The 26,347-nt window shown below is 71.9% G+C and carries 29 protein-coding genes; 18 read left to right on the top strand and 11 right to left on the bottom strand.

Annotated elements, in window-relative coordinates; all coding sequences use genetic code 11:
• Positions 1 to 94: 94 nt before the first annotated feature.
• Together JAO81_RS43380 and JAO81_RS11440 are read left to right on the top strand one after the other, a co-directional pair.
• Positions 95 to 226, top strand: a complete 132-nt coding sequence (locus JAO81_RS43380) for a hypothetical protein (protein WP_267913004.1) — start codon at positions 95 to 97, stop codon at positions 224 to 226.
• A 79-nt stretch (positions 227 to 305) separates the two neighbouring features.
• Entirely contained in the window at positions 306 to 1,019 is a 714-nt protein-coding gene (locus JAO81_RS11440) for an N-acyl homoserine lactonase family protein (RefSeq protein ID WP_199547677.1), read from the top strand.
• 159 nt (positions 1,020 to 1,178) lie between these two features.
• On the opposite strand, the gene JAO81_RS11435 is transcribed toward JAO81_RS11440, so the two are convergent.
• Genes JAO81_RS11435 through JAO81_RS11425 form a run of 3 tightly spaced genes read right to left on the bottom strand, consistent with a single transcriptional unit; the run spans position 1,179 to position 3,357 of the window.
• The gene (locus JAO81_RS11435; protein ID WP_199547676.1) at positions 1,179 to 1,850 is read right to left on the bottom strand and encodes an ABC transporter; all 672 of its coding nucleotides are present in this window, start codon (positions 1,848 to 1,850) and stop codon (positions 1,179 to 1,181) included.
• Entirely contained in the window at positions 1,847 to 2,677 is an 831-nt protein-coding gene (locus JAO81_RS11430) for an ABC transporter ATP-binding protein (RefSeq protein ID WP_199547675.1), read from the bottom strand. The genes JAO81_RS11435 and JAO81_RS11430 overlap by 4 nt, the downstream gene beginning before the upstream one ends.
• Entirely contained in the window at positions 2,677 to 3,357 is a 681-nt protein-coding gene (locus tag JAO81_RS11425; RefSeq protein ID WP_199547674.1) for an AIM24 family protein, read from the bottom strand. The genes JAO81_RS11430 and JAO81_RS11425 overlap by 1 nt, the downstream gene beginning before the upstream one ends.
• 171 nt (positions 3,358 to 3,528) lie before the next feature.
• Here JAO81_RS11425 and JAO81_RS11420 point away from each other — a divergent pair, with 171 nt between their 5' ends.
• From JAO81_RS11420 to JAO81_RS11370, 11 genes are all read left to right on the top strand, one after another.
• Positions 3,529 to 4,197, top strand: coding sequence for a peptidyl-tRNA hydrolase (locus tag JAO81_RS11420; RefSeq protein WP_199547701.1), 669 nt, complete (start codon positions 3,529 to 3,531; stop codon positions 4,195 to 4,197).
• Between the two features lie 289 nt (positions 4,198 to 4,486).
• Positions 4,487 to 5,368: a PQQ-binding-like beta-propeller repeat protein gene (locus JAO81_RS11415; RefSeq protein WP_199547673.1), complete on the top strand. Its 882-nt coding sequence runs from the start codon at positions 4,487 to 4,489 to the stop codon at positions 5,366 to 5,368.
• A 215-nt stretch (positions 5,369 to 5,583) separates the two neighbouring features.
• Positions 5,584 to 6,171 carry a TetR/AcrR family transcriptional regulator gene (locus JAO81_RS11410; protein ID WP_307813304.1) on the top strand — a complete coding sequence of 196 codons (588 nt, stop codon included), beginning with the start codon at positions 5,584 to 5,586 and terminating at the stop codon, positions 6,169 to 6,171.
• A gap of 133 nt (positions 6,172 to 6,304) precedes the next feature.
• Positions 6,305 to 6,739: a hypothetical protein gene (locus JAO81_RS11405; protein ID WP_199547671.1), complete on the top strand. Its 435-nt coding sequence runs from the start codon at positions 6,305 to 6,307 to the stop codon at positions 6,737 to 6,739.
• Positions 6,736 to 7,347, top strand: coding sequence for a TIGR03086 family metal-binding protein (locus JAO81_RS11400; protein WP_199547670.1), 612 nt, complete (start codon positions 6,736 to 6,738; stop codon positions 7,345 to 7,347). Before JAO81_RS11405 ends, JAO81_RS11400 begins: the two co-directional genes overlap by 4 nt.
• Before the next feature lie 112 nt (positions 7,348 to 7,459).
• Entirely contained in the window at positions 7,460 to 8,227 is a 768-nt protein-coding gene (locus tag JAO81_RS11395; protein ID WP_199547700.1) for a DUF4142 domain-containing protein, read from the top strand.
• Between the two features lie 204 nt (positions 8,228 to 8,431).
• The gene (locus tag JAO81_RS11390) at positions 8,432 to 9,742 is read left to right on the top strand and encodes a DUF692 domain-containing protein (RefSeq protein WP_199547669.1); all 1,311 of its coding nucleotides are present in this window, start codon (positions 8,432 to 8,434) and stop codon (positions 9,740 to 9,742) included.
• A gap of 4 nt (positions 9,743 to 9,746) precedes the next feature.
• Positions 9,747 to 10,727 (top strand): TIGR04222 domain-containing membrane protein, encoded by a 981-nt coding sequence (locus JAO81_RS11385; protein ID WP_199547668.1) that lies wholly within the window; start codon positions 9,747 to 9,749, stop codon positions 10,725 to 10,727.
• Positions 10,728 to 10,909: 182 nt separating this feature from the next.
• Positions 10,910 to 11,665, top strand: coding sequence for a TIGR04222 domain-containing membrane protein (locus JAO81_RS11380; RefSeq protein ID WP_199547667.1), 756 nt, complete (start codon positions 10,910 to 10,912; stop codon positions 11,663 to 11,665).
• A 113-nt stretch (positions 11,666 to 11,778) separates the two neighbouring features.
• Positions 11,779 to 12,516, top strand: coding sequence for a DUF2470 domain-containing protein (locus tag JAO81_RS11375; RefSeq protein WP_199547666.1), 738 nt, complete (start codon positions 11,779 to 11,781; stop codon positions 12,514 to 12,516).
• 171 nt (positions 12,517 to 12,687) lie between these two features.
• Positions 12,688 to 14,262, top strand: coding sequence for an alpha/beta hydrolase (locus JAO81_RS11370; protein ID WP_199547665.1), 1,575 nt, complete (start codon positions 12,688 to 12,690; stop codon positions 14,260 to 14,262).
• A 25-nt stretch (positions 14,263 to 14,287) separates the two neighbouring features.
• On the opposite strand, the gene hemQ is transcribed toward JAO81_RS11370, so the two are convergent.
• The gene (gene hemQ / locus JAO81_RS11365; RefSeq protein ID WP_199547664.1) at positions 14,288 to 15,004 is read right to left on the bottom strand and encodes a hydrogen peroxide-dependent heme synthase; all 717 of its coding nucleotides are present in this window, start codon (positions 15,002 to 15,004) and stop codon (positions 14,288 to 14,290) included.
• A gap of 4 nt (positions 15,005 to 15,008) precedes the next feature.
• Positions 15,009 to 16,508, bottom strand: a complete 1,500-nt coding sequence (gene hemG, locus JAO81_RS11360) for a protoporphyrinogen oxidase (protein WP_199547663.1) — start codon at positions 16,506 to 16,508, stop codon at positions 15,009 to 15,011.
• 151 nt (positions 16,509 to 16,659) lie between these two features.
• Here hemG and JAO81_RS11355 point away from each other — a divergent pair, with 151 nt between their 5' ends.
• From JAO81_RS11355 to JAO81_RS11335, 4 genes are all read left to right on the top strand, one after another.
• The gene (locus JAO81_RS11355) at positions 16,660 to 17,649 is read left to right on the top strand and encodes a DUF4349 domain-containing protein (RefSeq protein ID WP_199547662.1); all 990 of its coding nucleotides are present in this window, start codon (positions 16,660 to 16,662) and stop codon (positions 17,647 to 17,649) included.
• Positions 17,650 to 18,250: 601 nt separating this feature from the next.
• Positions 18,251 to 18,904, top strand: a complete 654-nt coding sequence (locus tag JAO81_RS43660) for a peptidoglycan DD-metalloendopeptidase family protein (protein ID WP_307813301.1) — start codon at positions 18,251 to 18,253, stop codon at positions 18,902 to 18,904.
• A 35-nt stretch (positions 18,905 to 18,939) separates the two neighbouring features.
• Positions 18,940 to 19,695 (top strand): N-acetylmuramoyl-L-alanine amidase, encoded by a 756-nt coding sequence (locus tag JAO81_RS11340; protein WP_199547661.1) that lies wholly within the window; start codon positions 18,940 to 18,942, stop codon positions 19,693 to 19,695.
• A gap of 29 nt (positions 19,696 to 19,724) precedes the next feature.
• The gene (locus JAO81_RS11335) at positions 19,725 to 21,107 is read left to right on the top strand and encodes an FAD-dependent oxidoreductase (RefSeq protein ID WP_199547660.1); all 1,383 of its coding nucleotides are present in this window, start codon (positions 19,725 to 19,727) and stop codon (positions 21,105 to 21,107) included.
• Position 21,108: 1 nt separating this feature from the next.
• Here the strand turns inward: JAO81_RS11335 and JAO81_RS11330 are convergent, their stop codons facing one another.
• The 6 genes from JAO81_RS11330 to hemE are packed head-to-tail and all read right to left on the bottom strand — an operon-like array spanning position 21,109 to position 25,530.
• Entirely contained in the window at positions 21,109 to 21,480 is a 372-nt protein-coding gene (locus tag JAO81_RS11330; RefSeq protein WP_199547659.1) for a hypothetical protein, read from the bottom strand.
• The gene (locus JAO81_RS11325) at positions 21,450 to 21,932 is read right to left on the bottom strand and encodes a hypothetical protein (RefSeq protein ID WP_199547658.1); all 483 of its coding nucleotides are present in this window, start codon (positions 21,930 to 21,932) and stop codon (positions 21,450 to 21,452) included. Before JAO81_RS11325 ends, JAO81_RS11330 begins: the two co-directional genes overlap by 31 nt.
• Entirely contained in the window at positions 21,929 to 22,930 is a 1,002-nt protein-coding gene (locus JAO81_RS11320; protein ID WP_199547657.1) for a hypothetical protein, read from the bottom strand. Before JAO81_RS11320 ends, JAO81_RS11325 begins: the two co-directional genes overlap by 4 nt.
• Positions 22,908 to 23,096, bottom strand: coding sequence for a hypothetical protein (locus JAO81_RS11315; protein WP_199547656.1), 189 nt, complete (start codon positions 23,094 to 23,096; stop codon positions 22,908 to 22,910). The genes JAO81_RS11320 and JAO81_RS11315 overlap by 23 nt, the downstream gene beginning before the upstream one ends.
• On the bottom strand, positions 23,093 to 24,412 hold the full coding sequence (locus tag JAO81_RS11310) for a hypothetical protein (protein ID WP_199547655.1): 1,320 nt from the start codon (positions 24,410 to 24,412) through the stop codon (positions 23,093 to 23,095). The genes JAO81_RS11315 and JAO81_RS11310 overlap by 4 nt, the downstream gene beginning before the upstream one ends.
• A 53-nt stretch (positions 24,413 to 24,465) precedes the next feature.
• Positions 24,466 to 25,530: a uroporphyrinogen decarboxylase gene (gene hemE, locus JAO81_RS11305; RefSeq protein WP_199547654.1), complete on the bottom strand. Its 1,065-nt coding sequence runs from the start codon at positions 25,528 to 25,530 to the stop codon at positions 24,466 to 24,468.
• A gap of 91 nt (positions 25,531 to 25,621) precedes the next feature.
• Here hemE and JAO81_RS11300 point away from each other — a divergent pair, with 91 nt between their 5' ends.
• Complete coding sequence (locus JAO81_RS11300; RefSeq protein WP_199547653.1) at positions 25,622 to 26,281, top strand: DUF3000 domain-containing protein; 660 nt, start codon at positions 25,622 to 25,624, stop codon at positions 26,279 to 26,281.
• The last annotated feature ends 66 nt before the right edge of the window (positions 26,282 to 26,347 follow it).

Below are 26,347 nucleotides of genomic sequence, written 5' to 3'. Positions count from 1 at the left end.
CCAGCCCCCACACGCCGGGGGCGCCCCGCCCCCCCGCCCCCGCGGCCGGCGCCGGCGCGACAGTTCGTGCGCGCGGCGGAACTACCCTGAGGCCATGACGGACGAACCCCTCGCGGAGTGCGTGCTGTGCCGCGAACCCACGGAGTACCCGGAGTCGGCGAAGGGGATCACGCTCTGCCCCGTATGCGAGTGGCGGGAGGCGGAGCGGGCGGCTTGCTCGGGGTGAGGCCCGCGGCGCACCCCTGGGGTTCTGCCCTCGGCAGAGCCCCGGGCGTCCTGCCGCGCCGGCCGCCACGATGGCGGTCATGGGACGCGACATCGCCGTACGCCGGCTCGACCTGGGGCACTTCCTCCGCCCTGCCGCCGAGGCGGACGGCTCTCGGCCGCGCGTGGAATCCGCGCTCGCCTATCTGGTCCGCCATGACCGGGGCCTGATCCTCTTCGACACCGGCATCGGCCGCGCGGATGCCGCGACCGAGGCGCGCCACCGCCCGCGGCGCCGGCCCCTGCCCGATGCCCTCGCGGCCGCGGGGGTGTCCCTGGGCGACATCGCCCTGGTCGTCAACTGCCATCTGCACTTCGATCATTGCGGTGGCAATCCTCTGCTGGCCGGCAGACCCGTTCTCGTCCAGGCGACGGAGCTGGACGCCGCACGCCGGGGCGACTACACGGTGGACGGACTGGTCGACTTCCCTGGCGCCGCGTACGAGCGGCTGAACGGCGACGCGGAGATCTGGCCGGACGTCTGGGTCATCGCGACGCCCGGCCATACGCGGGGCCACCAGTCCCTCGTCGTCCGGCGCTCCGACGGCGACGTCGTCCTCGCCGGTCAGGCCTGCGACCGCGCCTCGGACTTCGCGGCGGAGCACCTCGCCCGCGAGGCCGGGTCGGCGGGTGCGCGGGGCCCGCTCCCCACGTATCGGCCGTGGTTCGACCGGCTCGCGGAATTCGACCCGCAGCGTGTGCTGTTCGCACACGACTGCTCGGTGTGGGAGCCCGCTACGTACGCCGGGCGCTGACACCAATGGCCGGTATGGGGACCCGCTGCGTACGTCGCGCGCTGACACCACTGGCCGGTATGGGGACCCGCTCCGTACGTCGCGCGCCGACACGAGTGCCCGGTATGGGACCCGCTCCATACGCCGCACGCTGAACCAACTGCCCGGTGCGGGCAGCCGCTACGTACGCCGCGCGCTGAGCCGGCACGACAGGGCCGCCGCACCCGTCGCGACGGCCATCGCTCCTGCGAGCGGTAGGACGGACAGTGGCGTCTCGCCCGTACGGGAGCCGCTGATCAGAGCGGAGACGGCGGCGCGCGCCGGGGAGCCGGCGGTCACCAGGAGAAGCAGCGCCCCCAGGCAAAGCACCGCCAGGGACCAGCCCCTGCCGCGCAGCACCGGCCAGGTGCACAGGGCGCCCAGGGCCGCGCCGGTCAGGGTGCAGACCGCGGCGGCGAGCAGGCCGGATACGAGGGCGCCGGGCAGGGGGATCGCCACGGTGTGGTCGGTGCTGCGGGCGTCGCCCAGCGCCACCGTGAGCACCGTGCCGATCACTCCGAGCAGCCCGCCGGCCGCCAAGGCCGTGAGCAGTACGGCGAGTTGGGCCCGCGAGGGGCCCCCTGCCGCCGTGGCGGTGACATGCCGGGCCGCGGGCGGTTCCTGGGTGGCGCAGATACGGACCAGCCAGGCGGCGACGGGCAGCAGGGCAGCCGCCGCGTACCCGAGCGAGTCCAGCAAGGGGTCGCCCATGCCGACACCGACGGCGAGCAGCGCCCCGTACAACACGGCGGGCGGGAGCCAGCGTTGGGAGCGCAGGAGGAGGGCGGCGTGGTAGCCGAGCAGTGCGGTCATCGTTCCCGGGCGGCTGGTGGGCGGACGCGGTGGATGTGCCAGGGGCCGGCCGCCGTGAGCAGCGCGCGCAGGAGCGCGTCCGAGTGGGCGGCCGGGACGGTGAAGCGGACCGTACCCGAGGGGTCCGTCTCGTGGGTCACCTCGGGGGGCAGCCCGTCGGGCAGCTCGGTCCCGGGCGGGGCCTGCGCGTCGATCCGTACCCGGGCCGTGCCCTGTTCGGCGGGGATCAGCGACGTGCCCGACACCTCGTACGCCGCCGAGACCGCACCCGCGAGCCGCCGCGGATCGTGGTCGACGAAGAGCACCGACGCTCCCCCGGCGACCCGCTCCGTCACCACCTCGTCCAGCGCGTCCCGCGCCTCGGCGTCCAGCCCCGTCCACGCCTCGTCGAGCACCAGCAACTCCGGCTCGGCGAGCAGCGCCTGGGCCACGGCGACCTTCTGCACGGTGCCTTTGGACAGCTCGGCCAGCGGCGTGTCCCCATGGGCCCGCGCGCCGAAACGGTCCAGCCAGTGCTCGGCCCGGACGCGTGCCGTACGCCGGGACAGGCCGTGGACGCGTCCGAGGCGGGTGAGATAGCCGTGGGCGGTGAAGGGGAGCGCGGGCGGGAAGCGTTCGGGGACGTACGCCGTGCGCGGACGGCCCTCGATCCGGCCGGCGCTCGGCGCGTCGATACCGGCCGCGAGCCTCAACAGGGTTGATTTCCCGGTGCCGTTGGCGCCGGCGAAACGCGCCAGGGTGCCGGCGGGCAGCGCGAGACCGACTCCGCGCAGCACCCAGGGTCCGCCGAGTCCGTAGCGGCGCCCGACGTGGTGGAACGTGAGCATCAATGCGCTTTCGGCTGGACGGCGGGAGCTTCGCTGGGCCGGACGATGACGTACCCCTCACCCTCCAGCTTGAGCTGCACGGCCTCGCCCGAGCCGCCGCGCACCATCGAGCCGAGGCTCTGCGAGCGGTGCAGGGAGGTACTCAGCTGGGCGTTCCAGCCGACCACCGCATCGGTGTCCACGAAGACCGGCGTCTGCGGCGAGACGGGGATGACGATCGGCTCACCCTCGCAGATCACGCCGAGTTTGCCCTGCCCGGTGAAGACGCTGTTGAAGAGACCGCCCCCGGTGATGCCCGATCCCTTCACGGTCTTTATCTCGTACGAGAGCGTGGGATCGAAGCACAGGACATTGCGCCCGTTGATGGTGAGCGCGTCACCCGGCTCGACATCCACGATGAAACAGTTGGCGGCCTGCTGGGCGAACCACACCTCCCCCTGACCGCGCACGGCCATCAGCGGCAGCCCCTCACCGGTGACGGCGCGCTTGAGCATGCCGCCGATCCCGCCCTGACCCTTGTGCTCGAACTGCAGACTTCCGCGGTAGGCGACCATGGCGCCCTGGCGGGCGAACATCTCACCGTTGACCACGTACTTGATCGACTTGGAGTTCTGGGGACTCATCCCCGGCACGGTGGCCGGCTGAGCCATGTGCTGCGCGGCAAACAGGTCGCTTTTCATGCTCTGCATCCTCGCGCGCGGCTTTGACGCCGCCAAGAGACCAAAGGATGAGGCCGGCAGACTTTCGTCCAGCCTTCGAAAGCCCGTATCGCTCCTGGCAGACTGGGGCGCGTGAGCAGCGAGAACCCCACCCCGGGCACCGGCACCGACAGCCCCTTCCAGCACGAGAACATGAGCCGCGACGAGGCCCCCCAGTTCGTCCTGCCGCTCGTCCTCCACCTGGAGAAGACCGCTCCCCCGGCGCGCACCGACGCCCTGGAGACGGCGGCGCGCGCGGTGCTCGTGATGCTCAGCGATCCGCGCTCGCTCGACGACGGGGAGTGGGCGCAGGTGATGCGGGACTGGCAGGACGCCCGGATCCGCAAGGTGGTCCGCCGGGCCCGCGGCGCGGAGTGGCGCAAGGCGTGCGCCCTGCCCGGCCTCACGGTCACCGGAAAGTCCGCCGAGGTCCGCGTCTTCCCGCCGGTCCCCCTGGACGGCTGGCCCAAGGAGCTCGCCAAACTCCAGGTCTCGGGCACCGAACTCGACGACCCGGAACCGCCCGCGGACCCCGACCTCACGGGGCCGGTCCTGTGGATGAGCCCGGATGTCGACATGTCGGCGGGCAAGGCGATGGCCCAGGCCGGCCACGGCGCCCAGCTCGCCTGGTGGGAACTGTCGGACACCGAGCGCGCGGACTGGCGCGACGCGGGCTTCCCGCTGGCGGTGCGCACGGCGGCCGGGGACGCGTGGGCGGCGCTGACGACGAGCGGCCTTCCGGTCGTACGGGATGCCGGCTTCACGGAGATCGCGCCGGGTTCGTGCACCGTGGTGGCGGACCATCCGGCCCTGCGGCGCTGAACTGGCCGGACCCCGCTACTCTTCCCCGGCATCGGCCCTTCCGGGGGGAGAGACATATGTCCGAGGACAGGGCGCCGGATTCGTTCCGGCCTCCCAAGCGCCGCCTGCGTGCGCTGAGACCGGTGTGGGAGGCCCAGCACGCCGGCCCGGCCGATTCCGAGGCGCTGGGCTCCTGGCACTGTGACGGGCTGGTCGTCCGGGCCTCCTTCGATCGGCTGCGCGCCTTCGACACCGGGACCGGCAAGCAGCGCTGGGTCTGGGAGGTTCCGGGCCGCGACGTGCTGCGGCCATGGCCGACCAAGTCGTGGACGGGGTCGCGCTGGTGGCCCACTGGCCCGACACCTGCGCCGGCGGGAAGACCGCCACCGTCACCGCCCTCGACGTGAGATCGGGGGACGCGCTCGTCGCTCTGAACCGGCGGACGGGGCGACACGCGTGGACCGTGCCGCGCAAGCCTGCGAGCCGGGCCAGGATCGGGGCCGCGGGAGATCGGCTCGTTCTCGTCACGCGGCAGGCGGGCAGCGCCACCGTCACATCGGTCGACACCGCCGACGGCACCGTGCGCTGGGAGCGGCCGGTCCCGGTCGACGGTCCCGTCGAGGACGTGGAGATCGCCGCCGTGGATCCCTTGCTGCTCGCGGCGCGAGGCGCGGGCCGGCGCGGCGGGAACCATGTGCTGCACCTGGACGAGGACGAGGACGGCCGTACGGTTGCGGAGATCTCGGAAGCCGACGGCACCCCGCTCCTGCCGTACGACAGTTGGTGCCTCCCCGACCACAGACGCCAGGTCATGTGGTCGGGGGACACGCTGATCGCGTTCCTCGCATCGCCGGGGTACGACCACGTGGGCCGCCTTGCGGGCTTCTCGCTGTCGACGGGGTGGCACCTGCGGACGTGGGACGAAGGCTGGGGCATCGGCGCGCCGGCCCGGCATCGCGGCCGTGTGCTCGCTCTGCGCCACCACGAGGAAGTCAGCGAAGGGACGCATGCCGGATGGCGCTGCCACGCGTATGTACTCGACCCCGCCGACGGCCGTGAGGTGGCACGGCGGCGGCTGCGCGTGACGGCGGACGAGCCGCACACGATCCACCTGCACGACGGCCGGATCCTCTGGATCGACAAGAAGAGCGGACGCGGCACACCGCCGGTGAAGGCGTACGACTGGCGCTGAGCGCGGCTTCCCGCTCTCCCGCACCACCGCTTAGGGTGCACAGGGCAGGAACAGTCCTAGTCATGGGGTGCGCGCAGGTGAGTCAGGCACATCGCGACGGCCGGTCCGAAGCCGCGACCGGCAACGGTCGGGCCGATGCGGCGACCCGCGACGGCCAGCCCCGGGCGGCCACCCGCGACGGCCGCGTCGAACGAGGCAACCGCACCCGACGCCTCGTGCTGCGCCGCACCGTCGACATCGCCTCCGTCGAGGGGCTCGAGGCGCTCTCGGTGGGCCGGATCGCCACCGAGCTCGGGCTCAGCAAGAGCGGCGTGTTCGCGCTGTTCGGGTCCAAGGAGGAGCTGCAGCTCGCCACGATCCGGGCCGCAGGACGGATCTACAGCGACGAGGTACTCGCACCCGTGGCCGAACTCCCCGCCGGCGTGGGCAAGGTGGCGCGGCTGTGCGAGGGATGGCTGCGGTATTCGCAGGGCAGGGTGTTTCCCGGCGGATGCTTCTTCTACGCGGTGATGGCCGAGTTCGACGCACGGCAGGGCCCCGTCCACGACGCCGTGGTGGAGTCCCTCACCGTGTGGATGGCCTACGTGGAGGAACGGGTCGCCGAGGCACGCACCGCCGGCGAGCTGACCCCCGGCACCGATCCCGCGCAGCTCACGTTCGAGCTGGTCGCTCTCCTCGAGACCGCCAACGCCCACTCGCTGCTCAACGGGGATCCGACGCCGTACGACCGGGCCCGGTCCGGGATCGCCGCAAGGCTGCGCTCGGCGGCGACGGATCCGGAGCTCGTACCGCATATCGCCTGACCCACACCGTCTGACCCACCTCATCCGAAACGCCTCGCCTGACCCACCCCGCCTGAAACGCCTCGCTGTTGGAGCCTGAATCTCCGCGCGCAAACAAGTAGCACGATCGGTCGTTTAGTTTTATGGTGAGGGCATGGCCACTCGACTCCTGCGCAGCCGCTGGCAATCCGGTCCCGTACCGCTCTCGCTCTGCGGAGCCCACATCAGCCTCACCGACTTCACCGCCACGACCCATCCGCAGGCCGCCGCCGTCGCCCTCGCGGGCCTGCGCCTGCGCCGCACCTGGCCCAGGACTCCGGGCGCCCTCGGCATGTGGCTCTGGGCCGATGTCCCGGGCAGGCGCTCCGGCGCGGTGTCGGTCTGGCGCGACGAGGTCGCCCTCAAGGAGTTCGTGGGCCGGCCCGACCACCTCGAGATCGTCCGGGCCCACCGAGGGCGCGGGGCACTGCGCGCCACCGCCTGGCGGGTCGAGGACTTCGAACCGGACGCGGTCTGGGACCGGGCCCGCGCCCTGCTCACCGGCACAACTCCCTGGCCCCACGGGCCCGTTCACCTGGAGGACGCGTGACGAAGACGAACTACGTCGAGCTCGACCGGATAGCCGCGAACGAAACGCTGCGCCTGGTCCGGGGCGTCGACGACAAGGACTGGGACCGGCCCACTCCCTGCAGCGAGTGGACCCTCTTCGGCCTGGTCGCCCATCTGACCGCGCTGAACCACGGCTTCGCGGCCGCCGCGCGCGGCGAGGGCGGACTGCCCGCGCACTGGCGGACACCGGAGGACTTCGGGGCGGATCCCGTCGGCGCGTACGGCGCCTCGGTGGCGGCGCTCCTCGTACCGTTCGCCGAACACGGCGGTACGGAACGGGAGTTCGTGCTTCCGCAGCTGGGCGGCGCCTTCCCCGGGCGGGTGGCCGTCTCCTTCCATCTGCTCGATGTCGCGGTCCACGCGTGGGACCTGGCGGTCACGCTCGGCACCACGCCCCAACTGCCGTCCGCCGTAAGGGAGACGGTCCTGCGGAGCGCCCGCCGCATCCCGGCCGAGGGGCGGGCGCCGTTCTTCGGGCCCTTGGTGCCACCCGAGCCGGACGCCGACCCCCTCACCGCGACCCTGAAACTGCTCGGCCGCGACCCACACTGGTCACCGGACGACCAGGAAGCGCCACGGTCCCTCTGAACACAACACCCCGGCATTGCGTATCTCTCAATACCGCCAAGTAGGTTGAACGGCCGGTCAGTTGGCGGTTGGTTCGTGCGGGAACAGCGCACTATCCCGGGAGGCACCCTTGCTGCGGCGCGTCAATGGAACGGCCCTCATCATCGCGGCACTCGTGGCGACGCTCGGCGCGCTCGCCTTTCCGGTCTGGTCGTACGCGGACCGCTCGGGCACCGGGCAGGCCAATGTCGACGCCGGCACGGTCTCCACCCAGTGGGGGCCGCTGACCGCGACCGACCGCGACTTCATAGTGAAGGTCCGGCTGGCAGGGTTATGGGAACTGCCCGCCGGACAGCAGGCGATCGAGCGCGCACCCACCGAGTCGATCAAGGAGTGCGGCGACCATCTCGTGGTCGGCCACACCGATCTCGACCGGCGGGTGCGCTCGGTCGCCGCGCAGCTCAACATCGAGCTGCCCAACCAGCCCAACGACCAGCAGCAGGGCTGGCTGAACGAGCTGACGGACGCCCAAGGCGTCGAGTACGAGCGGAAGTTCGCGAACCTGCTGCGCAATGCGCACGGCAAGGTGTTCGCGCTGATCGCCGAGGTGCGGCACACCACCCGCAACACCCTCGTGCGCCAGCTCGCGACGGACGCCAACCAGACAGTGCTCGACCACATCACCATGCTGGAGCGCACCGGACGCGTCGACTTCGACGGGATCGCCGACGAGGCCGCCGGCAAACTCACCGCGAGCCCGACCGGTCCGCCGCCGCCCTCGAACCCGGTCCCTTCGGCGCCCCCGGTCTCCCCCACCGCCGACGACAAGTCCTTCACGTCCCGGCCGTCCGCGCCCGGCCCGTCCGACATCAACACCTCGCGTCCCGACCCGGAGGACTGACCAGGCGCTTTCCACGTGACCTGCCCGGGTGATCCCGTCGAGACCTGACCGGGTGATCCCGTCGCCCGAAACCTCAAATCAACCTCTGAACGTCCCCTGCAGTGGATTCACCGCCGCGCCCCGGGGCCATGACACCTGCACACAGCACAGCGTCGTGCTCCAGGAACGGACAGGTGCGAGCCGCAGGAGCAAGGGGGGCGACAGATGAAGCAACGTCCACAGTTGGGTACGGGGATCGGCTGGCGACCGGAGATCGCGGAGGGCATCGAGCGGATGCCGGGGATCGACTGGGTGGAAGTGGTGGCGGAGAACATCTGCCCCGGCCATCTGCCCGAGCCCCTCACGCGGCTGCGCGAGCGCGGCGTGACCGTGATTCCGCACGGTGTCTCGCTCGGCCTCGGGGGCGCCGAGCGGCCCGACGCCGGCAAGCTCACCGCGCTCGCCGAACGGGCCGAGGCCCTGGGCGCACCGCTGGTCACCGAGCACATCGCGTTCGTACGGGCGGGGGGCGAGCGGACCGCGTCCACGGCCCTCGAGGCCGGGCACCTGCTGCCGGTGCCGCGGACGTGGGACGCGCTCGAAGTGCTCTGCGAGAACGTACGGATCGCGCAGGACGCCCTGCCGGTGCCGCTCGCCGTGGAGAACATCGCCGCGCTCGTGGCCTGGCCCGGCGAGGAGCTCACCGAGGGGCAGTTCCTGACCGAGCTGGTGGAGCGCACCGGCGTACGGCTGCTCATCGATGTCGCCAATCTGCACACCAATCACGTCAACCGCGGCGAGGACCCGGCCAAGGCCCTGTCCGAGCTGCCGGTCGAGGCCATCGCGTACGTCCATGTCGCGGGCGGCTTCGAGCGGGACGGCGTCTGGCACGACAGCCACGCGCACCCGGTGCCGCAGCCGGTCCTCGACATCCTGGCCGACCTGGCCTCACGGGTCACTCCGCCCGGCGTGCTCCTGGAACGCGACGAGCACTTCCCGGAGCCCGCGGAGCTGGAGCGCGAACTCGACACGATCCGCGAGACGCTCCGGGTCAACCGCCCGGCCGCGCCCGTCACGTCCCAGCCGCCGCGGCCCGCCGCACCGACCGGCGCGTCCACCGAACCGGCCCGCGACCGCCTCGCCCTCGCGCAGACCTCGCTGCTCTCGGCGCTTGTGGCGGGGACGCCCGCGCCCGAGGGCTTCGACCGGCAACGGCTCGCCGTGCAGGGCCGGGCCCTGATCGGCAAGCGGGCGGACGTGGTCGCGAAGGTCGCGCCCGAACTCCCGGTGATCCTCGGCGACACGTACCGGCCGGCCTTCTTCGCGTACGCGCAAAGGCGGCCCATGACCAACGGCTACCGCCATGACGCGCTCGACTTCACCGAGCAGCTGCTCGGTGACGGGAAGCCCGAAGACCCGGGCACCCGGCGGGAGTTGACCGACTGGTGGCTGGACCGCGTGGGACCCAAGCCGCTGTCGCAGCGGCCGGTGGCGCGGATCGCACGACGCGTACGACTGGCACTGGGGAGGGACTGATCGCATGGAGATCTTCGCGTACATCATGGTCATGGCGGTGGGTCTGCCCAGCCTGGTCTGCCTCGTGCGCCGGGTCGTCGACCGCCCCGCGCCGACGCCCGCCACGCAGGTCGACGACGTGTACGAGGCCGCGTTCCTGACCGCGGGACCCGGCCGCGTCGCGCACGTGGTGCTCGCCGGTCTGGCCGCTGAGGGGCGGATCGAGATCCGCGATCCGGGCATCGTGGCGGTACGGGAGTTCGCACCGCGCGACCGGGTCGAAGCGGCCTTCCTCGACGCGTTCCGCACCGCGTCGACCAGCTCGCTGTACTGGCTGCGGGTCGCCCTGATGCGCAGCGACGCCGTGCAGGCGATCGGCGAGGGCCTCGCCGGCCGCGGTCTGGCCCTGCGGCCGAGCGATCCGAAGCCGCCGTCGCGGCGCGCACCGGTGCTTTCCGTGATCGGTCTGCTGCTGTGCCTCTGGGCGCTGTTCGTACCGATCGTGTCCATCGTGCTCGCGGTCTTCGGCCCGGTCGGCCTCCTCCTGGTCGTCGCCCGGCCGCGCAAGCGGGTCACCCCCGCGGGACGGGCCGCCCTGGCCGCGTACCGCCGCGCGTACGAGACCTCCTCCGACCTGAGGATCCAGATCGCCTTGCACGGGCTGTCCCGTATCCCGGACCGCGAGCTGTTCGTCCTGCTCACCAATTCCTCGCGGCCCGGTGCGCGCTACCAGAGCGCGGCGCCGCCCGCGTACACGGACTCGGGCGCGGGCCTTGCGGTCGCGGTGGTCTGGTGCGGCGGCGGTTCCGGCCACGCGGCATGCGGCGGCTCGTCGTGCGGCAGTTCCGGGGACTCCGGGTGGTCGACGGGCGGAGGTTCGGGCTGCGGCTCTTCCGGCGGGTCGAGCTGCGGGTCGTCGTCCGGTGGCTCGAGCTGCGGGTCGTCCTCCGGCGGGTCCTCCTGCGGTGGCGGGGGCGGCGGCTCCAGCTGCGGCAGCTCCTCCTGAGCTCGAGTCCGTCGGCTTCGGGGTTCGGGCTCCGGGCTTCGGGCTTCGGGTGCGCACTCCACCCGAAGCCGACGGATACTGGTATGTAGCGGAACACCGCTTGGTCACATTTTCGTCACTCGCTGTCCGCATAATGAACAACCCATGGCGCGCAGCCAGTTGCGTCCCATAGAAACACCGCCATGTTCTGGGTCCCGTTCCTCCTCCTCGCCTGGGCCTTGGCAGGCATCACCTGCATCAGGCTCTGCCTCGTCGCGAGCCATGGCGCCGGCCGGCCCGCCGACCCGCGCCCCGATGCCGAGCTGAGCATCTACGAGGCGGCCTTCCTCTCCGGCGGGCCCGACCGCGTGGCCGCCCTGGCGATGATCGCCATGGCCCGCCAGCGCCGGCTGCTGCTCGCGCACACGGGCTGGGCCACCGTCGTGGACCCGGACGGCAAGGACGACCTGGAGCGTTCGGTGCTCGGCGCGATCGGACCCGCGGGACAGTCGCCGATAGCCCCGGTACGGCACCGCACGGCCGGCGACGAGGCGGTACGCCGGCTCGCCGAGCGCCTCACGTCCGCCGGACTCGCCGTACCGGACACAGCGCGCGGCGGTATCGAGGCCGCGGTGCGCCAGGTGCAGGCCGCGGCGCTGGCGATCGTCGGGCTCGGCGCCCTGTCGCTCCTGATGTGGCCCGATCACGAGGGCAGTATGGGCCCGTTGGTGGCCTGGTTCCTGCTCCCCCTGATCCTGACCCTCGGCTGTCTCGCGATAGCCCGCTACGAGGTCCACCCGTACACCCGCTGGGCTTCGTCCGAGGGCCAGCAGCTGCTCGGCATGCTGGAAATCGACCGCCCCGACGACGAACGCGGGTTCCTCACGGCGGTGGCGGTCCGTGGCCCGCGCGCCGTGACGGACCCCGCGCTGCGGGCCGCGTTCGGCGACGGCCGATGAGCTGACGGCCGAAGGGGGTTTCCCTTCCCCGACCCGATGAGGTTAGGTTAGGCATGCCTAAGTCGCCAGGGACTGTGACTTGGGCGTCTCCACCTGCCTCCGGGAGAACATCCATGCGCCCTTTCCGCGCCCGCTCGCCGCAGTCGAACCCCGCCGAGCGCGTACGCACCCTCGAACCGACCCCGGCCGAGCGCGTCCGCACCCTCCTCGCCACCGCCCACTCCATGTCCGTGGTCACGGACGGGGGTTCGCAGGAGGTGCACCACCTCGACGGCGTGGACGCCAAGGGCCATGTCCACCTGCACGACCCCGCGGAAGCGGCGCTCCACCCCGAGGCCCAACGCACCCCGGTGCGCCTGGAGTTCACCGACATCGCGCCCACGGCGGTCCGCGACCGGCTGCGCGCCCGCCTGACCGTGACGGGAATCCTGGAAGCGCCCTACGCCTCGCATTCCGCGGAGAGCTTCTGCATGGAGTACGGCCAGGCGCTGCTCGAGACGCCCCAGGGGCGCAGTTTCGTCACGCTGCGGGAGCTCCACGCGTCCGAGGTGGACCCGCTCGCCACCTGCGAGGCGGGCATGCTCACCCATCTCGTCGACGGCCACAGCGAACTCGTTCCACTGCTCCTGCGCCTCGTACGGCCGCACCCCAGGCCTGGCGTGCAGCGGGTGCTTCCGCTCGCCCTCGACCGCTACGGCATGACGCTCCGCCTGGAGTACGCGCGCACCCACACCGACGTACGGCTGCCGTTCCCCACCCCCGTCGCCCACCCTGATCAGGTGCGGTCGCAGATCCACGCACTCCTGGCGGCGGCCCGCCGCGCCTCGCACCGCAGCGGCCTGCCCGCCTGAGCGCCGGCGGCCGTCGCCCCACCCCGTCGCGCAACGGGGTTGTTGCCACGACACCGCCGCCCCCGGTGCTGGACTTCACCAACTCACCGCCGAAGTATCCCTTTTGTTCCGCGGGCAGCCGTCCCCGAGCCGGCTGCCCGCACGCAACACTCGAAGGGATCCCGCAGCGCGATGAGAGCGCCTCTCCTGTACGGCCTCGCCGGCTCACTGGCCCTGACCGTTCTGTCCGTCACCCCGGCGGGCAGCGCCCCCGCGGACCAGCCTCCCGCAGGCGCACCCGAGATGCGCGGCGTCGCCCTCGCCGCGGAGCGCGCCGCGGCCGCCGGGATCAAGTTCGGCAAGTGCCCGACGGCGGAGGGCCTGCCCTCGCCCATCATGTGCGGCACCATGCTCGTCCCCCTGAACTACGCGCAGCCGCGGGGCCGTCAGCTCGAGCTGACCGTCAGCCGCGTGCCGGCGACGGGCAAGAAGGACGAGCGGCAGGGCGCGCTGGTCTTCAACCCGGGCGGCCCGGGCGCCTCCGGGATGTACTTCCCGCTGGTCGGCTCGATGCCCGAGTGGAAGAACATCGCGCGCGCCTACGACATGGTCGGCTACGCCCCGCGCGGCGTGGGCCGCTCCGCGCCGCTGTCCTGCCAGAACCCGAAGGACTTCGCGAAGGCCCCGACGCTTTCGCCGAGCCACCCGGACATGACGTTCAAGAAGGAGCGGATCGCCCGCGCCAAGGCATACGCGCAGGGCTGCCTGAAGCACGCGGGCGAGGCGCTGCAGCACTACAACACCCTCAACAACGCCCGTGACCTGGACGTCCTGAGGGCCGCGCTCGGCGAGAAGAAGCTCAACTTCGTGGGCGCCTCGTACGGCACGTACTTCGGCGCCGTGTACGCGACGATGTTCCCCGGCCACGTACGCCGCATGGTCTTCGACTCGGCGGTCAACCCGGCCCCGCACCAGATCTGGTACCGCAACAACCTCGACCAGTCGCTCGCCTTCGAGCGTCGCTGGGCCGACTTCCGCGTCTGGGTCGCCAAGCACGACAAGACGTACAAGCTCGGCCGTACGCCCGCCGAGGTGCAGCGCAGCTACGACAAGGTGCGGGCGCAGATCGCCGCGAAGCCGGCCGGCGGCAAGGTCGGCACGGCCCAGCTGCAGGCCGCGTATCTCAAGGCCGGCTACTACGACGACTACTGGCCGCAGCGCGCCCACGCGCTGGCCGAGTATCTGCGCGGCAACGACAAGCCGCTGGTCGCCCAGGCCTCGAACCACCCGGAGGCGGCGGCCGAGGACGAGAACGGCAACGCGGTCTACACGGCCGTCGAGTGCAATGACGCCCCCTGGCCCACCGACTGGCGCGTCTGGGACCGCGACAACAGCCGCCTCGCCCGGATCGCCCCGTTCGAGACCTGGGACAACGCCTGGATGAACCTGCCGTGCGCCTACTGGCCCGCGCCCCGGCAGCAGCCGGTGGACGTCCGGGTCGCCGAGGGCGCGCTGCCGCCCACGCTGATCATGGCGGCGGAACGCGATGCGGCCACCCCCTACGAGGGCGCCATCGAACTGCACCGCCGGCTGCCCGGATCGGCTCTCGTGACCGAGCGCGAGGCCGGTACGCACGGCATCAGCGGCGGTCCGAACCCGTGCATCAACGGGCACATGGACGCGTACCTGATCAACGGACAGCTTCCGGTACGACGCGCGGCGTGCGCTCCGCACCCGGAGCCCAAGCCGATGCCGCTGCCCAAGTAGCCGGCCCCTTCGTCTGCGTGATCGCTTACGCGAGCGAGGCCACCAGGTCGGCGACGCTCTTGCGGCGGCCGGTGTAGAACGGCACCTCTTCGCGGACGTGCATCCGGGCCTCGGAGGCACGCAGATGACGCATCAGGTCGACGATCCGGTACAGCTCGTCGGCCTCGAAGGCCAGCAGCCACTCGTAGTCGCCGAGCGAGAACGACGCGACCGTGTTGGCGCGCACGTCCGGGTAGCCGCGGGCCATCATGCCGTGGTCCTTGAGCATGCGGCGGCGGTCCTCGTCGGGCAGCAGGTACCAATCGTAGGAGCGCACGAACGGGTAGACGCTCACATAGTCGCGCGGCGTCTCGTCGGCCAGGAAGGCCGGGATGTGCGACTTGTTGAACTCGGCGGGGCGGTGCAGCGCCATGTTCGACCAGACCGGCTCCAGGGCGCGGCCCAGCTTGGTGCGGCGGAAGAGGTTGTACGCCTCCTGCAGCTGGTCGGCGGTCTCCGCGTGCCACCAGATCATGACGTCGGCGTCGGCGCGCAGACCGGAGACGTCGTAGGTGCCGCGCACGGTCACGTCCTTGGCGGCGAGCTGGTCGAACAGCTCCTGCACCTCGTCCGCGTAACCGGCCCGGTTCTCGGGGAGCACATCGCGCAGCTTGAAGACGGACCACAGCGTGTAGCGGATGACCTCGTTGAGGTCCTTGGCCTTCTTGCCGGCGTTCGGGATCTTCTCAGGGGCGTCACTCATGGGCCTATTCTCCCGCGCCGCCGAACATGGTCTCGCCCAGGGGGGTCCGGGGGTGTCCCCCGGGAAGATGCAGCACGCGGGGCTGACCGGGGGCGCCCGGCCCCGGGGCGGCAGCCGCCTGCGCGCTCGCGATCACGGCGGGGATGCCGACGCCGTCGTACGCGGCTCCGCAGACGGCGAGGGCGGGGAGCTTCGTGAGGTGCTCGCGGATACGGGCGACCCGTGCGTGGTGGCCGACCGGGTACTGCGGCAGCCCGTCGTTCCAGCGGATCACCCGGGAGGCCACGGGCTCGGCGCCCAGGCCAAGGGCGGCCTTGAGGTCCTGCCGCGAGATCTCGACGAGCTCACCGTCCTCGCGCCGCAGGATCTCGGTCTCTCCGTACCGTCCGACCGATGTGCGCACGACGACCAGCTCGGGGTCCTCGTCGGCGATCCACTGCCACTTCTGCGAGGCGAAGGTGGCCGCCTTGATGCGCTGCCCGTCGACGGGCGGGACGAGGAATCCGCTGCCCGCCGGCAGCTCGATCTCGCTCCGGCGGAAGACGTGGGCGGTCAGCGCCATGGAGGCGTACTCGACGGCGCGCAGTTCGGTGGCGGCCGCGGGGGCCTGGGGGCCCAGGAGCGGGGCCGGGTGGGGGGCGGGCAGCGCGAGGACCACGGCGTCCGCTCGCAGGGTGTCGTCCGCGGTGCGGACGGTCCAGCCGCCGTCCCCGTCGCGGGCGAGGCCGGTCACCGGGGTATCCGTGCGGATCCGGCCGCCCCGCGCCCGTACCGACTCGGCGACGGCGAGCGGCAGTTGGCCGACCCCGCCCTCGATGCCCATGAACACGGCCCCGGTCTGCTGATGTGCGGCCGCACGGTCCTGCAGCGCACGCACCCCGTCGAGGAGCGAGCCGCCCGCCTGTGCCACCTCGTACAGCTGCGGTACGGCCATCCGCAGCGACAGCCGGTAGGAGTCCCCGGCGTACACCCCGCCGAGCAGCGGCTCGACCAGCCGGTCCACGACCTCGCGCCCGACCCGCGCCGCCACGTACTCGCCGACCGCGATGTCCTCGCCGACCTCGGTGGGCGGCAGCGACCGGTCCTGCTCGATGCGGGCCAGGCCCTCCTGCGACACCACACCCGCCAGCGAAGCCGCGTCGGCCGGTACGCCCATCACGTGCCCCTTGGGCATGGGCCGCAGCGCACCCCGCGTCCACAGCAACGCACTCGCCGTGGCCGGCGCCCGCAGCCGCTCCCCCAGGCCGACCTCGCGCGCGAGCGCCACGGCCTCGGGGCGGCGCGCGAGCATCGACTCGGCGCCCAGGTCCACCCGTACACCCTCGATCTCACCGGCGTGCAGCTTGCCGCCGAGCCGCTCGGACGCCTCGAGGACCGTCACGCGCGCTCCGCGCCGCAGCAGGTGGTGCGCCGCGGCGAGTCCCGCGATGCCTCCGCCGATCACGGCCACGTGTCCGGCGTGTCCAACGTGTTCAGGTTCCGTACGGGTGTCCGTTTCGCGCATGCTCCCACCCTCTCAGATCCCGTACGGGGCCCTGTACCGCCCCATTCGCGTCCGGACCGTGACCGCTTCGGAATCGTCCGGCACCAAACGTTTCCCCGACTCTGGGCGTCGAAGGACCAACAGCCACCGGACCTTGGGGGGTTACGTCGAGATGCGTGCAGCGTGGAGGAACAGAAGGCGGGGCACGGCACTGGCCGCGCTGCTGCTGAGCGTGGCGTTGGCGGGGGCGGGGTGCAGCGGGATGGGCGACTCGGACTCCGACGGCGCCAAGGGCGCAGCCGCCGGGGCCCGTGCGGACGCCGGCAGTGACAGCAAGGGCGACAGCGAGGCTGCCGGGCCGGGCGCCGACAGCGGACTCGACTCGGGCAGCGGCGCCAAGGAGGACCAGCAGGCCAAGAACCCCAAGCTCACCCAGCACATCATCCGCACCGCCACCCTGAGGGTGCGCGTCGAGAACGTGCCGTCCGCGCTGGACAAGGTGCGCACGGCCGCCGCCGACGCCGGCGGGATCGTCGGCAGCGAGACGACGGACCGCGACGGCAAGGGCAAGGAGCGCTCGCGGATCGTGCTGCGCGTCCCGCAGGAGCAGTACGGCAAGGTGATCGAGGCCCTGGAGGGCACGGGCAAGGTGCTCGAGCGCAGCGACAAGGCCGAGGACGTCACCGAGCAGGTCGTGGATGTCGACAGCCGGATCAAGACGCAGAAGGCGAGCGTGGCGCGGATCCGGGAGCTGATGGACCAGGCGACCAAGCTGAGCGATGTGGTCACGCTGGAAGGCGAGTTGAGCACCCGCCAGGCGGACCTGGAGGCGCTGCTCGCCCAGCAGGCCTCGCTGAAGGACCGGACGAGCCTCGCGACGATCACGCTCCACCTGAACGAGACCGGCGAGAAGCCCGAGCCGAAGGAAGACGACGACCCCGGCTTCCTCGACGCGCTCTCGGGCGGCTGGAACTCACTGGTGAACGTGGCCAAATGGATCGTGATCGTGGTCCTCGCGATCGCCCCGTGGGCGGCGGTGCTGCTCATTCTGTTCCTGGTGTGGCGCGCACTCGCCCCGCGACTGCCGCGCCGGCGGACACCGGTACTGGAACCGGCGGGCCCGGGGGGCGACGACGGCCCATCCAGCCCCTCCGGCGTCTGAGGAGATCCGAACGAAGATCGGATGCCGGGGGTCCGGGGGCGCCCCCACCTCAGAGGTCACCCGTTCGGCCGAGCAGCAAGTGAGAGCGGGACCCCTGCCGACCAAGCTGACAGGAGTCCCGCCCCCGCTGCCGTGAGGTGCCGATGCCGCCTGCCTCCCGCTCACCCCGCACAGTGCTCCTGGCCGTCACGGCCGGTGCCCTGTTGGTGATCGCGGCTGTCACGGCGAGCGGCATCGGCAATCCGCTGCACGACTTCAGCCCGTACCGCCCGCGCGCCGCCGTGACAGTGGTCTGCGCCGCCCTCGGCCCGCCGATCATCGCCGCGCTGCTGCTGCGTCCCTCCTCCCGCCCGCCCTGTCGTCCACGCCCAGTACTTCTCCTTCATCCTCTACCTGGTGATCGGCCTTGTGGCCCTGAACGTCATCGAGCACACCTCGGCCGAGCGCTTCCCGCCGGTCGACTGGCGGGGCACTGCCGCCGCCCGAATTCTGTACGTGCCGGTGGTCACCGTCCTGCATCTGCTCGCGACCGTCTTCGCGCTGCTGTTGCAGCGGGCCGCACGCCTTGAGGACCACTCAACGAACCGAGAGGACGCAGACCATGAGCTCCTGGACCATGCCGGTCGGCAAAGGCCGGGTCACCGCGAAGTACAAGCAGCCCGGCGGCTGGGCGGCCGGCTTCCACACGGGCGTCGACTTCGGCTGCCCGACCGGCACCCCGGTGAACTCCGTGGGTCCCGGCACGGTGGTGGTCGCCGGTGATCAGGGTGCGTACGGCAACTGTGTCGTCGTGCAGATGTCGGACGGCCGCTTCACGCTGTACGCGCATCTCAGCAGCATCGACGTGAAGGCCGGCCAGGGCGTGGCGGGCGGGCAGCGGCTCGGGCTCTCGGGCGCGACCGGCAATGTGACCGGACCGCATCTGCACTTCGAGGCGCGGACCGCGAACCACTACAACGGCCACACGGACCCGATGGCGTATCTCGCGAGCCACGGTGTCGCGAAGGCGGGCGGCGCGAAGAAGTCGACGGTCAGGAAGACGACGGCGAAGAAGACGACCGCCCGCAAGACCACGGCGAAGAAGGCCGCGCCGCGCGCCGCCACGTACACCGTGAAGGCCGGCGACACCCTCGGCGCGATCGCGCAGTCCAAGCTGGGCAACGCGGGCCGCTATCCGGAGATCGCCAAGCTCAACGGCATCCCGAACCCGGACCACATCACGGTCGGCCAGAAGCTGAAGCTCCCCCCGAAGTAGCGCGTCCTGAACCAACCCGTTCCCAGGAGGACTTGGTGGCCGATCCGCTCAGCGCCGACGCCTTCCTCGCCGCGCTCCAGGGCGAGGGGGTCAGGGTCGTCGAGTTCGACGGCTGGCGCACGAGGAACCGTAACCACAAGGGCAAGTGGGGCCCGGTGAACGGCGTGATGGTGCATCACACCGTCACCCGCGGCACCGACGCCACCGTGAAGCTCTGCGTGGACGGGCACGGCGATCTGCCGGGACCGCTGTGCCACGCGGTGATCGCCAAGGACGGCACGGTCCATGTCATCGGCTACGGACGCGCCAACCACGCGGGCCTGGGCGACCCCGGGGTCCTCGACGCGGTGATCGCCGAGGGCCCGCTGCCGAAGGTCGAAGAGGCCTCCACGGACGGCAATCGGCACTTCTACGGTTTCGAGTGCGAGAACCTGGGCGACGGCAAGGACCCCTGGCCCGCCGCGCAGGTCGACGCGGTCGTACGGGTCTGTGCGGCGCTGTGCCGGGCACACGGCTGGGGCACCACCGGCATGACCTCGGTGATCGGCCACTCCGAATGGCAGCCCGGCAAAATCGACCCCAAGGGCCCGGGCATCTCGATGGACTCCTTCCGCAAGTCCGTCGCCGCCCGCCTCAGCGCCCCGCCCACGTTCACGGTCCGCGCGGGCGACACCCTGGGCTGGATCGCCGAGGCGTACGGCACGTCGGTGGACGAACTGCGCCGTCTGAACCCGGACATCAAGGACCCGGACAAGCTGTCGGTGGGCCAAACCGTGAAGCTGCCGAGCTAGTTGTCCGAGCCGCGACGTAGCGTGAACGCATGAGCGAACGACTGGTGATCATCGGTGGCGACGCCGCGGGAATGTCCGCGGCGTCACAGGCACGCAGGCTGAAGGGCCCGGACGAGCTGGAGATCGTGGCCTTCGAGCGCGGCCACTTCACGTCCTACTCGGCCTGCGGCATCCCGTACTGGGTCGGCGGTGACGTCGACGAGCGCGACGAGCTGATCGCGCGCAGCCCCGAGGAGCACCGCGAGCGCGCCATCGATCTGCGGATGCGCACCGAGGTCGTCCGGATCGACGTCGACGGACAGCGGGTCCTGGCAAGGGACTTGGAGTCCGACGGCTCCGGCGCGGAGTACTGGACCTCGTACGACAAACTCGTGATCGCCACCGGCGCCCGCCCGGTCCGCCCGCCGCTCGGGGGCATCGACGCCCCCGGTGTGCACGGCGTGCAGACCCTCGACGACGGCCAGGCCCTGCTCGACACCCTGCGGCGGACCGAGGGCCGGCGGGCGGTCGTGGTGGGCGCGGGCTATATCGGGGTCGAGATGGCCGAGGCGATGATGAACCGCGGCTACGAGGTCACCGTCGTCAACCGCGGCGCCCAGCCGATGTCCACCCTCGACGCGGACATGGGCCGCCTCGTCGGCGAGGCGATGGCGGGGATGGGCATCCGGATGGTGAACAACGCGGAGGTCACCAAGATCCTCACGGGTGATGACCGGCGGGTGCGCGCGGTAGCCACGGAGGACGGCGAGTACCCGGCCGACGTCGTGATCCTGGGCATCGGCGTACGCCCGGAGACGGGGCTCGCCCGCGAGGCGGGCCTGCCGGTCGGCACGCACGGCGGTCTGCTCACGGACCGTGCGATGCGGGTGCGCGGCCACGAGAACATCTGGGCGGGCGGCGACTGCGTGGAGGTGCTCGACCTGGTGTCGGGCAGCGAGCGCCATATCGCCCTCGGCACCCACGCCAACAAGCACGGCCAGGTCATCGGCTCGAACGTGGGCGGCGGTTACGCCACCTTTCCCGGCGTGGTCGGTACGGCGGTCAGCAAGGTGTGCGAGCTGGAGATCGCGCGGACAGGGCTGCGCGAGAAGGACGCGAAGGCCGCAGGACGGCAGTACGTGAAGGTCGCCATCGAGTCCACCAGCCGCGCGGGGTACTACCCGGGCGCGGCCCTGATGACGGTGCAGATGCTGGCGGAACGGCGCACCGGCCGCCTCCTCGGCGTCCAGATCGTCGGCCGCGAGGGCGCCGCCAAGCGCGTGGACATCGCGGCGGTCGCCCTCACGGCGGGCATGACCGTGGAGCAGATGGTGTCCCTGGACCTCGGCTACGCGCCGCCGTTCTCCCCGGTCTGGGACCCGGTCCTGGTGGCGGCGCGCAAAGCGGTGACGGCGGTACGCAAGGCGGGCTGAGCTATCCCTGGCCCTGCTCCGGGCGCATCTCGCGGAGCCGGGCCAGGGAGTCCCGTGCCACGGAGGCCGTGAACGCCGGGCACAGCAGCGGCTCGAGGGGCGGCGGATTCTTCACACCGGGTCCGTGCCGCTCGTAGACGCCGCGTCCGCCGGGGCTGCTGAGGTGAACTCCCAGACTGACGACGTCGGTTGCCCAACGCGGCAGCGCGGGGTGCTCGTCGTGGGAGCACACGGGGTCCGCGAGCGAGGCGAGCGCCGTCTCGAATCCCCGCACGAGGGCGTCGTACGCCTCGTCGGAGCTCTCGGCGGTCCCGGACCACCAGGTCAGCGCGGCGGCCGTGATCACCTGACCCGCACGGTCGTCGCCCCGCACACGCGCCAACTCCTGCCCTGCGCAGGCGACTTCCCAGCCGATGTCCGTACCCGCCTCAGGGTGGCCTTCCAGGACAGCCGTGAGCGAGTCGATGATGCGCCGGTCGGAGAACGCCAGCAACGGCGGCGCGTCCGGAGCCGATCCGGGTTCCAGTCGACGAGGTCGACCCACTCCTCGTCGTACGGGTGCTCCTCGCGCGCACAGCCCGGCACCGGGGACGCCCGGCGCACGGCCCGCGCCGCCTCGGCCTCCACCTGAGGCACATCCCCACCGGCCAGTTCGGTGTGCGGCAGCATCAGCACCTGCCCGAACACCCACTGATACGCCCGCTCGCCTCCGGCCGCCGCCACCATCTCCCGCGCGCAGTCGAGCGCGAGCCGGTCCTGCTCGTCCTCGGGCAGCCGGTCGTACGCGACCTCGCTCCAGGCGCCGATCAACTCTTCGTACGTCATGGGGTGTTCCTCAGCCGTCGCAGGGAGTCCTCGGCCGTGGCGGCCACGAAGGCCGGGCACAGGGCCGTGTCGAGAGGGATCGCCCACTCCTCGGGCCACCTCTCGTACGCAGCCCGGCCCCGGGCACTGGCCAGGTGCATGCCGATCGACAGGGTCTGCGTGCAGTCGGCGGGCAGCTCGGGGTGGGTGTCATGGGTGCAGGCCCTGCGGTCGAGCAGACCGAGGGCGCGCTCGAAGGCGCCGGTCAGCCCGTCGAGGAGTTCCTGGATGTCCACGGTGCCGTCCGCCTCGACCTCCACGTACCAGGCGACGGCGGTGGCGGCGAAGACATGGCCCGCCAGGTCGTCGCCCTCGGCCTCGTTCAACGCCGAGGCCCGCAGGGACAGATCAAAGGCCACGTCGAAAGACCTGCCGAGCGGATAGCCTTCCATGATCGCGTCGAGGGTCTCCAGCTCGTACCGGTCCTCGAACGGCAGGAACGGCGGTACGTCATCGCCGGCCGAGCCCGGCCGCAGCGACTCCATCACCACCCGCGCGTACCCGGCGACATTGCGCGGACAGCGCCACTCCTCGCGCGGCAGGGGCACCACCCAGCCCACCGGCTCGCCGCCGCCCAGGTCGCGCAGCACCTCCGCGAAACTCCACGACTCCGCCGCCAAGTCGCCCTGGAACGGGTGCTCCTCGTGGGCGCACGGCAGGTCCCGCGACGCAGCATCGACAGCCCGCGCCGCATCGAAGGCCGCCTCGGCCGCCACGCCCTCACTCAGGCCCGTGGCCAGATGCCCGAGCCCCATCACCAGCCCCGTCGTCCACCGGTAGGCGAGCGGTCCGCCCGGGTCGGCGGCCAGTTCGCGCGCGCACCGCAGAACGAGCCGGTCGTACGCGGAGGGGTCCAGGTGCGCGGACTCCCTCATCTCGTCCCAGGCCTCGATCAGTTCGTCCGCAGACGCCGGTTCAGCGCCCTCGGAGCCCGGCTCACCGGAGGGTGGATGCGTCATCGCCGTCCTCCTCGTCCATCTCCTCGTACCGCTCGTCCATCTCCTCGACCGGCCTCCGCGCCCATCCGGCGAGCAGCTTCGGGCAGGCCCACGCATCCGCCGGGTACGCGTCGTCCGGCACCGCGAACTCCCCTGGCGCGTAAAGGTGATCCAGGTGGGTCTTCATCGTCCCGCGGCGGTGCCAGTTGTCCCGCAGCCCGGAATCCGGGTGGCCGTCGCCGCACGGACAGTCGTGGTCGAACGGGTCCTGGTCCACGGCACGCAGCAGGGCGCGGACTTCCCGCCCGACGCTGTAGGGCAGGTCGAAGATCGAGGCGGACCACAGCGCGACGTGCAGCAGGACGAGCCGTTCGCTCGGGTCGGTGGCGGTCGCATGCCGGCGGGCGGCCCCCACAGCGGGGCGTTCTCAGCGGCCGTGCGGGCACCCAGGAAGTCGTCGGCCGCGACGAGGACGCGCGTCAGCTCGCCGACGGCCGGCCGGCCGTCGACCCGTACGAACCGGGCGTCCAGAGCGCTCGTGTCCCGCGCGCCGAACAACTCGGCGCGACGCGGCCGCAGTTGCCCCAGCGCCTCCTCGGCCAGCTCCCGCAGAAAGCCCGGGCACACCCACAGCGCGCCCTCGCCCTCGTCGAGCGCGTTCTCCACGAGGTGCGCCCGGCCGCCCGGCGTCCGCACATGGCAGGCGATCTCGGCCTCGGTCTCGTAGGAGATCTCCTCGAGGTCCGGGTGCTCGCCTTCGGCGTGCGGACAGTCGCCGTCGGTGTGAGCGAGCATCTCCAGCGCCTTCTCCAGGCCCTCGATCATCGCGTCGAAGACCGGCCGGACCCCGATGCGGTAGGAGACGTAGGGGGCCGACACATGCTGGGTGATGACATATCCGGCGAGCACTCCCCTGTTGCTGCCCGTCAGCGGCGCACCGGCGTTGGACGCGATCGTGAAAGCGGGATCGCCGTACGGGTAGTCGTTCAGGAAGTCGAGCAGATCCTTCACGTCCTGCTCATGGTCCTCGGACACGGCCACGGGTATCCCGGGCACCGAGAACGGTGCGATCACATCGGCGGCCACCCGCGCCACGCCCGCGACATTGCGCGGACACAAGTCGGCTTCCCCACCGGGGATTTCGGGGTTCTCGCCGATCAGACACCAGCCGCTCGGCCCGTCGTCCCCACCGAGCCCGGCCAGCTCTCGCTCGTACGGATGCGTCGCGTGCCCGCACTCCCGGCCGGCCGACGCATCCGCGGCGGCGACGAGGGCCTCGACGGCGGCGCGTGCGGTCGCCGGCTCGGGGCGCCACGCGAGATAGCCGGTCATCTCCGCGAGCCCGGCGACCCATACGTGCGCCGTCCCACCCCCGGGTTCGGCGGCGAGACGGCGTACGCAGTCGAGAACAAGCGGCTCGGCCACGCCCCGCTCGGTGGTGGCGTGCACGTGCCGCCACCGCTCGTACAACGCGGCCGTCCGGGCATCGGGTATCACGATCATGCCCGGTACGACGTACGGCGAGTCCCTTGAGGTTCCTGGGACTTGAGAGGTGTCTAGCGTGCGGTCTGTGTGTGCACGTACTCGACGAGACGCGTCAGCGCGTCCGGGTCGGTCGTCGGCAGCACACCGTGGCCGAGGTTGAAGATATGGCCTTCGAGTCCGGCCGCGGCGTCGAGCACCTGACGCGTCCGGGCCTCGACGGCCTCGGTCGTGGAGAAGAGAACAGCCGGGTCGAGGTTGCCCTGCAGCGCCTTGCCGGGACCGACCCGCCGGGCCGCCTCGTCCAGCGGCACCCGCCAGTCGACACCGACGACGTCCGCGCCGGCCTCACCGAGCAGTCCGAGCAGCTCGCCCGTACCGACACCGAAGTGGATGCGCGGCACACCGTACGAGGCGACCGCGTCGAAGACCTTGGTGGAAGCCGGCATCACCTGGGCGCGGTAGTCGGCGGGCGACAGCGCGCCGACCCACGAGTCGAAGAGCTGCACGGCGCTCGCGCCGGCCTCGATCTGCACCTTGAGGAAGGCGCTCGTGATCTCGGCGAGCCGGTCGAGCAGATCGGCCCACAGCTGCGGGTCCCCGTACATCAGGGCCTTGGTGTTCTCGTGGTTGCGTGAAGGACCGCCCTCGACGAGGTAGCTCGCGAGCGTGAACGGCGCACCGGCGAAACCGATGAGCGGCGTCTCGCCGAGCTCGGCGGTCAGCATCCCGATCGCCTCGGTCACGTACGTGACGTCCTCGGGCGTCAGATCCCGCAGCCGCGCCAGGTCCGCCCGCGTACGGATCGGCTGCTCGACGACGGGGCCCACACCGGGCTTGATGTCGAGATCGATACCGATCGCCTTGAGCGGGACGACGATGTCACTGAAGTAGATCGCCGCGTCCACGTCGTGCCGCCGCACGGGCTGCAGCGTGATCTCGGTGACGAGCTCCGGCATCATGCACGACTCGAGCATCGCCGTGCCCTCGCGCACCTTGCGGTACTCGGGCAGTGAGCGCCCGGCCTGGCGCATGAACCACACGGGCGTATGCGGTACGGCCTCACGACGGCACGCCTTCATGAAGGCGGAATCGTACGTCTTGCTCTGCTGGCCCTTGGGGCTGTCCATGGCACTCACACCGGAAAGTCTCCCATGTGCCGTGAAGTGCCCGGCCCGGCCCGAGTGTCCCTGACCGCACGCGGGCCCCGTTCCCCTTAACCTTCCCCGCATGGCTGCGGCTCAGGGACGACTGTCGGAGGGTGCTGAGGGGATGGACAGTACGGAGGGGAACGCGGCGCATGCCCTGCCGCTCCCGTTCCGCGCGGCCACGGACGCACTGCGTGGGGCGCGGCTGCGGCCGGAGATCGAGGTCGAGCAGGTACGCGCGCCGAAGAAGCTGGCCCCGTACGCGTACGCGCTGGAGGCCGCCGTCGTCGACGACGGCAACGACCTGGCGGACGGCCGTCTCGTCCTCCTCCACGACCCGTCGGGCCACGACGCCTGGCAGGGCACCTTCCGCCTGGTGACGCTCGTGCGTGCGGAACTGGAACCCGAGATGGCCGCGGACCCGCTCCTGCCGGAGGTCTGCTGGTCCTGGCTGACGGGCGCCTTGCAGGCCAGAGGCCTCTCCTACGGCGAACCCAGCGGCACCGTCACCCGGGCCGGCTCCCACTTCTTCGGCGGCCTCGCCGAACGCGCCCCGGCCTCCCAGATCGAGATCCGGGCCTCCTGGACCCCGCGCGAAGGCATGGGCGGCGTCCCCGACACGGCCTCCCATCTGATCGCCTGGTGCGACCTGCTGTGCCAGATCGCGGGGCTTCCTCCGACGAGCACCCCGGACGCCTCCGTCGTGTCACTGCCGCAGCGCCGGGGTCCGCAGGCGCCCTGACGGTCCCCTCGCACCTGCGGCGTTCTGTTTCCACGGGCTGGTTTGGTCCGCGATTTTCGCGGACCA

The organism is Streptomyces sp. N35 (genome assembly GCF_016464295.1).
Lineage (GTDB): Bacteria > Actinomycetota > Actinomycetes > Streptomycetales > Streptomycetaceae > Streptomyces.
This window is presented reverse-complemented; position numbering and strand designations above follow the sequence as displayed.